This is a genomic window from Paenibacillus sp. VTT E-133291, from assembly GCF_002264395.1.
In the GTDB taxonomy this organism is placed as follows: Bacteria; Bacillota; Bacilli; order Paenibacillales; family Paenibacillaceae; genus Paenibacillus_AQ; species Paenibacillus_AQ nitricinens.
The window spans coordinates 1-8,037 of the sequence record NZ_NFVA01000153.1 but is presented as its reverse complement, the minus strand read 5'-3'; the positions used below and the strand labels follow the sequence as shown (position 1 = coordinate 8,037).

Genomic DNA, 8,037 nt, shown 5'->3' with positions numbered 1-8,037 from the left:
CATGTCTTCTCCGGTGTTATCGAATTTTTTGAGGTTATGGACACGATGCGATGTAAAAAAAAAAGCAAACCTATTACGATCGCTCCCGATTCGAATTGGTTTACTTTTGATATTTCAACTGTAATTTTTGATCGATTTTATGTGCCCATACAGGCAATTCATTTGAATAATATTTCATCCCGCTTATATCCGCTCCAAGAATAATCTCACCATCTGCTTTACTATTATCAACAACTAACAACTGATCTATTAGGTCTAAGTGAGACAACAGATTATTCATGCTTGTTACATTACGTCTAATAATATCCTCTGTTTCAATATGATGACCACCGTTCTTTACTCGCATAGCAACACGCTCAATATTAAGTCGGACATCCCCTAGTCCCACATAAAACATAATGATTTCGAAGCCTTGTTCCTTTGCATCTTTCATCTGCCTGATTACGTTACCACCCGCTAGAGTGGTTTCCACAGAGAAGTCCCACTTATTTCGGATACATTCTCTAGCTATTCTTATGGCTTCTTTTCCAGCAGATACTTTACTTTTTTCAGGATACCCAGTATTAATTTTACGGGCTAGTGCATCCGGATCAATATTCACACTTACCCCAAGTCGGTCAACAATCAAATTGCGGATTGTGCTCTTACCACTTCCATTATTACCAGCAAATACAAACATGGTTGATACTGGCTCAGTCATGGTTAAGATCCTGTTCACTCATTTCCTTAATCTCACCAGTACTATATTCCTTAACAATTTGCCCCTCTGCTGTTTTATATACAATATATGTCCCATGTGCTTTAGCATCTAATTTTGCTCGATCACCCGTTAATCGGATTAATTTAGCAAGGTCCTGCGTAAGATTCATCATTTATACAAACACCTCATTTTATCTGATAGCTCGAGTATACCACAGTAAAGTACATTTTATATTAGCTTAAGTCTGTATGCATCATACAACCAATTAGTCCGTAAAAATAATCAATGGAGATCTCACTTTAACAGGCTAAATTATTTACCCACATGGTCATATACGTTGCAAATTCAACCCCATCACCTTACTCCGTGGTAAAGTAGGATCATGTTGGACAATGTACGCTTTCGAGAATCGATCCAGATAAGAGTTCTCATGTGACTTTGGTGACAGTATAATCATTTTACGTTGTAATTCACCAGCATAAAGATCAAATACTTTTAACTTCCTCTGCTCATCTAAGGCGCTATCAAATTCATCCATAACTATAAATCCAGGTGCTGTTTGTAGATTCTGCAATAAAGCCAGAGCAAACAGTAGTGAACTGAGCGATTCTTCACCTCCAGAAACACCCTTGCCAACTCTTCCTCCACGAGCCTTCACACTAACATCCTCTAATGATCCTCGATGCCCTTCCTTTCGAGCCTTAATGAATAAATGGAAAAGCACTCGACCTCGACGATCCTCTTGCTGACTCCAATCGATCTGTCCCTCGAATTGAAAAATGCTCATGTAGTTCTTAAATCTTTGTTGAATTTCAAGGACTCGCATATTGATTGTCGTCTCTAGCTGATCTTTCAAATTCTCAGCTCGTTCTTGGTTCTCTTCAAACAATAAGCTTGTCCGTTTAAATTCATCCTGTAACCGATGAACCTCTTCTTTTATTACTTTATAATTCTCAGATGCTGCGGGATCAATGCCCGACTCATTTCTAGCGCTGTTAAATGTTACTTTTCCAGACTCATGCTCTTGGCGGAGCTTTGAAAGCGATTGTTGTCTCTTGATACTATTAGGCTCATGTTCAAACTCATTTGTCACCTCATCATAAATAAACCGTGCAATCCCTTTGAGATTTTCAATTTCTTCGGTTACTGTAAGTAGATTTATTTTAGATGTATCAATTGACTCTTTTGTATCTTTGATTTGATTATCAATTTGACTAAGAGTACGCGTAGCTTGTTGATTTTCGTCTTCATTATTCGAAAGATTGCGTTTTTGTCGACGTTCATTTCCATCTATTTGTTCAGCCAGCTCTTCCAATGTATCATTTTGCTGCTTCAACGCATCCTGCTGTAAGGATAAGTGGTTGTGTTGATGAGTCTTCCGTTGTAACATTTCAAACTGTTCCTTCTGCTGACCTAATCTCACATAAAAATCTGCTTCACGTTGTAGTATAACTTGTATATGCTCCAGCCTGATCCGTTTCTCAATGAACTTTGTGTGCGTAGTCTTAAGTTCCTGACTATGCTCCTTCTGTTCCTGAAGGTGTTGTATCTCTACTTGATACTTCAGGATCCGGCCTTCACGTTCATGCTTCATTGTAAGAAAGGCTTCCGATTCACGCACAGATTGGATAATGGCATGTAGTTCTTGCACACTTAACGTATTACTCTTAATCGAGTCATCGAGATTCACAAGTAAAGTACTCCATTCGCTAATTTTCTTTTGAATCTCCTCTTTACGTTTCTGCATAGCTTTCTGGCTTAATATATAACTCTTCTTCTCTTCTGCACCTCGAATCCCCTTTGAGTCGATGAGCATATCATTCTCTATTCTTATCTCACCTGCTAGAAAAAATTGCTCTACCCACCATAAAGCCTTAACCGCATGTGGGAATACATCATCTTCTACCCCATCCTTCACATGAATTTGGAGTGTCTGAATTTCAGTAACAGAACGATCCGGTATTATACTTCGTAAAGGTACATGATACAAATCATTAGGAGCTTGTACATGCGTGCCATCAAAAAATATCGCATACTTTATCGTCTCAAACTGCTCCTCCGCTGTAAGTCGAGCTGACTTATTTAATTCAAGTAATTCATTTAATGCATAGGCACGCACACCCCTCACTTTGAACAAAGATAGTGATTCCCTTTGACGAGCTGACCATAATTGATTGTGCTCAAGCATTTGTTCCTCATCGGATAACTCCTCAAGCAGTTTAGTCTTATCTTTTTGTTCCTGCATGGATTGTTGAATGGAATGATCTAAGCGGTCAATTTCCATCTGTACATCATGACTGCTGCGATACTGCCGTAACCTTTCTTGGTGCATATGATCCAAGCTTTTATCCTGTTGAATCAGCGCCTTCAAGTAAGAACTTGAATCAATTAATTGGGCTATTACATCCTCAGTTTCTTGAAGACTAGCTTCCGCCTTCTCAATCTCGATATTCAATTCGTTGAGCTGCTTAGTTATTGCTGATAATTGTTTATGTACCTCTTCTTCAGTATGTGTAATTCTAGATTTTTCTTGACTAAGTTCCTTTAGCTGAACATCTAATTCTCCAATTATAATTAAAGTTTCTTCAATTTCCTTTTTCACAGTAGCGAATTGCTCCTGCAATAAAGTGATTCTCGTATCAAGCTGTTCTTTTTCTTCTTGTATTTGCTTCATTTCAATATTCAATCGATCGCCTTGCTTCTGCAATGTCACCAGTCTATCACTTGCGATATCATGATCCACGAGCAATTGTTCTTTCTTGGCTACTAGATGTATTTGTTCTTGTTTGTAGTAAATCTCTAATTTCAGCAAAGCTCCAGCGTACAGCTTCCCGCCCTCTATAAGACGTTTACGATTATCTTCATACCGATCTAGCGCTGATCGTGCCATCCCGAGATATTGCTTTTTATTTTCTACATTTATTTCAGCCGTTCTTAAACTCTCCTGGACATCCTTTAACTGCTCCATACTTTCTTCCCAGTTACGTTGTACCTGATCTATACCATGCATTTCGGCAAAAATACGAAAACGCTCCTGCGGATCCATAACAGCGAATTGATTTACCTCCTGCTGGTACCAAATTAGGTAGAATAAATCTGGATCAATTTTATATTTGAACTGGAGATCCTTCTTGTAAGTCGTGAAATTGTACTGCCGATCACCAGAGGTATACTTAATTGTTTCATCCCACTGTTCTGGATCATCCCCCGAATGTATAACAAATTCCTTCTTAGTCGGATGTCCTGGTTCCTGTAGGATATAAATTGCAAATTCAACATAATTAGGTGCATCAATACGCATACGTCCCTCATTCTTAAACAGAAGTCGAATATGCGCCTTCCACGTCTCATTCGGAAGTAGGTTGCGAGATTTCAGACCTTCTAAATCAACCTTGGAAGAATATAGAACACTTCCCATACAGTATGTTACAGTAGATTTTCCTGCTCCATTAGGACCAGTTATCAGTATATGCGATTCTTTTCCTGACATATCCATCTTAGTAGGCTGATAATCTCTAATTCCCGTAAACCACATTTTCCAAGGTATCATTCTATTTTTTCAGTTCCTTCCTGATACAGATTATATCGTTTGAAAAATTTCAATACTTCTTCTTTATTTAATTGATTGGATTGACTAAATTCAACAGTACGCCTTAAAAAAGAATCCGAGAACATATTGGCACCAATTGCCGTGATTACATATGCCTTCTCATTTGAATTTGTATCATATTCTTCAAGTGCGCCAATTTTCTTCAACTGATCTATATTCAGATTCAAACGTTGATTTGCCTTTGTAGTCTCATGTCCAAGGGCATTTAACAACTGATCAAATAATGTATACTCATGCTGTAAAACTTCTTGCTGGTAAAACATAAACAGAAGGATTGCTAAACTTTCTTTAGACAATGTACTACGTGCAGATTTAGCAGAAACTCTCATCATGACGATGACTTGATCCTTTTTCTCATCAAAGATCACTTTAAAGTACCGACATACCGCTTGATTAACACGCTTCAGAAATGAATCAAACTTCTCATCATCACCGGAGATCATTAATTGCTTCTCCACCTCACGCCTGGATAATCCGAAATTCCCCGCACGTATTGTTGCAGAGGATGAGAATAAGAGATTCATAAACACGATCTCTTCCTCCTCAGTTAGCATTCCTTTGATAGCTTGCATGGCATTAAGAGGATTTATATTCATTTCATCCGTCAATTTCATCATCACTCCTCTCATGCATACTTTCAATGTCCTTATTTTTTATAGTGCGATAATTTTTATGTTTGACCACTTGGTTGATATCATCACGATTCATCCAGTCCCATTCCTTCTCATAAAGAGAGGCTTGAACTTTTGAATCATCCGTTGCTTCCTCCAACGTTAACTTCTTACTCCCTACCAATGCAGATACCGCAGTAAGCGCGTTAATTGCATCTCCCCACGCCGTAGACGTCGCTTCAATCATTACAGTCTCTATAGGAGCAGCCTCCACTTCCTTCATGAATACTTCAATCGCTTCCGTTTCAATCATGGATTTGGTAAGCAACCACTTTGAATCTCCCATCATATCTTCTAATAAAGCAATATCCATTTCCTCATTTATATATTGTATTTCCTGGTCGTCTTCTTGCATCAATTCAACAATCGGCTCATAGTTTTCTAGATATTCTATGCCTTCATATACTGCTTCTCCTGAAAGAGGTGCAGCGAATTTAATCGGAATCCATAAACCATCCATGGACTCACCTTCGTATTCATTTTGCTCCATAAAGCTCATAATTTGATGAGCGTTTGGTATGTCTGATTCTTGAGGTGGATCATACATTTGTATAATAAACAGCCTTACTTTTTCTGGATTTATCGAGGACAATAACATCGTTTGTTTCATCATTGTAAATTTTAGATACTTATTGATCATCCCCATGCTCAAATTCGTGCCATCTGCAAGTGCAGAAGTGCCTAATTGCATTAAGTTACTGAGTACCAGACTATCCTCTAACGTATAAAATTGGCGGAATCGTTCTGATAGTTTAATTTCCAATTCCTGCATTAACTGATGTATGATCTCTAATTGAGGTAACGCATTACGGTCTGCTAACAGCTCCAACTCACGTTCTTTCATCAATTGAATCGCATTTTCAACGTTACGAATCATACTAGCAATTTTATTACCACCAGAAATGCCATGATCGTCATAAGCTTCGCTAAGCTCGGCATCCCGTCTAGCTTGGAATAAAGATCTACCAATATCATCATGCATATAGTAAGCTAATGAATCATTAGCAAGACGTATGAGTGTATCCATCATCCGCTTACCTACATCTCGCATTTTAAGTTGCCTTGTTTGTTTGGATATCCAGTTATACTTCACTAGGACATTTACAATTTGTTCGACCTTTTTCTTACTTGGTGGCTCAAGATCATCAAAACGATTTCGATAACGAAAGTAGAGCGTATCTGCACTCTCAATCGGTTCACCGAGTCCCAAAGCTTCTTCATTAATCAGTTGAATAATACGTAGGAATCGCAGAATTTCGATAGGTGTTTGCAGAAAGTTTTGTGAGTTGAGATCATTAAGAACCCCAGATAATAATGCAACATCCCTTAATGCCTGATGCATTTCCGGTTTGGATTCATTTGTTTGAAAAATTGAAATTAGTGGTTGATCCAGCTTCTCCAATCATTTGCCTCCCCTAAAACGATCTCTTGCTCCGATTTCGAATATTGTAGTAAACTCTCCATGTTATATTGATACTCTGACCAATTGGTTATTATCGAGTGATCTGGACAGATCCATTTATGCCGTACAGCGTGTCCCATAAGCGATTGAAACATCTCTCCTGCTATTTGCAATCCAGCTTCATCATAGTCGCTCCAAAAGATGGTTTGCTGGATACGACTATTCAACAACAATTGTCTAATGAAATGTTTATGCGCACTTCGAAGATGACCATCCACACATATTATCAAAGAATTTGTCTCCTGCAAGAAATGAGGTTCTGCAGATATCCGAGTCAAAACGGCTCGATTCTCAACTAACCAGAGTGTTGTTGCTCTAGTTGAATAATGGTCTTGTGAAACCGAAATATTTGTTAAAGCATGCACAGAACCTGCTTGATAACTCGACCAAGTTCCTTCAAGATCTCCAGCAAAATAGATTGACGTAATTTGACCACCACTAATCATCCCTAACGTTTCCAGCGAATGACCACTTAGCGTCTCCAAAAAGTTAAGAAACTCAACTTTATACGCATCAAATGCCTTAGAGCCTCCAATACTCGGGTAATAATGAGCACCAATTTCTTTCCAATCAAATATATCTTTGTTGCTAGAAATCATAAGAAAAGCTAATAAAAAATTCAAACCGCTGATTCGTTTAGATAAGCTCCAATTCGCAGGAAAAATATACTGTTCTTCTAAATCATTAAGGCCCCACTGTAAACTATCTGATAAGAATAATGCCATATCCTTCAACTGAAATAATCGTTCGTCATGTAAATACGTGATTTGTTCCATTTTCGGAGTAGCATTCGACTGGTATTGCGTAAAGTGATTTAAACTATCCCGATGCTCATCCGTTTGCTTATTCGTTAAATATACATATAATAAATAGCCCATACGGTAATGAATTCGTTCTACAGATTTGCTATCACGTTTAAAACGCACTTCTTTCAAAGTCCATCCTTTATGAAGCCAATCAAAGGTTTGTTGATTATCGTCTAATACAGCACGTTTTCCTACTGTCCAACGTAAAAGCTGTAGATCCGGAGGATCCTCAACAATCGAAGGATACTCTCGTGCAATCGTAATGATCCCGACTCTTCGTATTGTACGTGCAGTTCTTTTTACAATATCTATATCTATAAGTGAAGCTTCACTTATTGTCCTTTGCATTTCTAGTTGCTCATCTTTCTTCAAAAAAGATTGACTAATAAACGAAAGCACTTCTTCGAATTTTTGCATTGAAGCCTCCTATACTAATATATTTTTATTTTCGGGCTACTCGTACAAGTATACTAGAAAGCAAGAATCCCTACGATGAATTCCAACATTTTCATATGATACAGAAACACAAATAGCCTGTAGGATTGAGATATTAATAGTTCAATCCTACAGGCTATTATCCTAAATTTTCAAATCACCGCTTCACCTTATAAAACTCATGATACAACTTCATGAGCGCTCTCTTCTCTATCCGCGACACATAACTCCGCGAGATCCCTAACTCCTTAGCAATCTCCCGCTGCGTTCTTTCTTCTCCACCTGTATCAAGTCCGAATCTGCCAACTACGACTTCTTTTTCCCGGTCATCCAGAATATCAAGATTACGATAA

7 protein-coding genes are annotated in these 8,037 nt (G+C 38.1%); all 7 read right to left on the bottom strand.

Annotated elements, in window-relative coordinates:
* Nucleotides 1-100: 100 nt before the first annotated feature.
* Complete coding sequence (locus CA598_RS30475) at nucleotides 101-700, bottom strand: ATPase (protein WP_094878916.1); 600 nt, start codon at nucleotides 698-700, stop codon at nucleotides 101-103.
* Nucleotides 693-872 (bottom strand): hypothetical protein, encoded by a 180-nt coding sequence (locus tag CA598_RS30470; protein ID WP_094878915.1) that lies wholly within the window; start codon nucleotides 870-872, stop codon nucleotides 693-695. Before CA598_RS30470 ends, CA598_RS30475 begins: the two co-directional genes overlap by 8 nt.
* A gap of 156 nt (nucleotides 873-1,028) precedes the next feature.
* Entirely contained in the window at nucleotides 1,029-4,250 is a 3,222-nt protein-coding gene (locus CA598_RS30465; protein ID WP_094878914.1) for a coiled-coil domain-containing protein, read from the bottom strand.
* Entirely contained in the window at nucleotides 4,247-4,927 is a 681-nt protein-coding gene (locus tag CA598_RS30460) for a hypothetical protein (RefSeq protein ID WP_256990721.1), read from the bottom strand. The genes CA598_RS30465 and CA598_RS30460 overlap by 4 nt, the downstream gene beginning before the upstream one ends.
* On the bottom strand, nucleotides 4,908-6,383 hold the full coding sequence (locus tag CA598_RS30455) for a hypothetical protein (RefSeq protein ID WP_256990720.1): 1,476 nt from the start codon (nucleotides 6,381-6,383) through the stop codon (nucleotides 4,908-4,910). Before CA598_RS30455 ends, CA598_RS30460 begins: the two co-directional genes overlap by 20 nt.
* Nucleotides 6,359-7,666 (bottom strand): DUF2399 domain-containing protein, encoded by a 1,308-nt coding sequence (locus CA598_RS30450; RefSeq protein WP_094878912.1) that lies wholly within the window; start codon nucleotides 7,664-7,666, stop codon nucleotides 6,359-6,361. Before CA598_RS30450 ends, CA598_RS30455 begins: the two co-directional genes overlap by 25 nt.
* A gap of 175 nt (nucleotides 7,667-7,841) precedes the next feature.
* Nucleotides 7,842-8,037, bottom strand: a 196-nt coding sequence (locus tag CA598_RS30445) for a sigma-70 family RNA polymerase sigma factor (protein ID WP_143812447.1), incomplete at its 5' end; no start/stop codon positions are given.